This window comes from Arthrobacter sp. 10N43 (genome assembly GCF_056394525.1).
In genome coordinates this window covers 1-401 of sequence record NZ_JBFTIA010000049.1, presented here as the reverse complement: position 1 = coordinate 401, position 401 = coordinate 1, and the positions used below count along the sequence as shown (strand labels likewise).

Genomic DNA, 401 nt, shown 5'->3' with positions numbered 1-401 from the left:
TTCCCACTACCTGAACAGGAGAGCACAATGAAATCCATGAACACATCAAGGACCTATGTGCTGGTGCATGGTTCATTCGTCGGGGCCTGGTGCTGGTCGCGAGTCGTCCCTCTGCTGGAAGCTGCCGGGCATGAGGTTTACGCGCCGACGCTCACCGGTGTCGGAGAACGCGCGGGCGAAGCGACCCCGGAGGTGGGGTTGCTGTCGCACATCGATCAGATCACCAGCCTTGTCGAGGCGAACGACCTTCGGGATGTCGTCCTGGTGGGGCACAGCTACGGCGGAATGGTGGTGGCCGGTGTCGCAGGCCGTGTTCCGGAGCGGATCGCGGGGATCGTGTATGTGGATGCATTCGTCCCAAAGCCGGGGCAGTCCGCCCTGGACATCTTGCCGTCGCTCCG

At 62.8% G+C, this 401-nt stretch carries 1 protein-coding gene; it reads left to right on the top strand.

Translation table 11 applies throughout. The annotated features are described in order from the left end of the window. Positions 1-27 precede the first annotated feature (27 nt). On the top strand, positions 28-401 hold a 374-nt coding region (locus AC1DDO_RS23055; RefSeq protein WP_476972853.1), incomplete at its 3' end, for an alpha/beta fold hydrolase.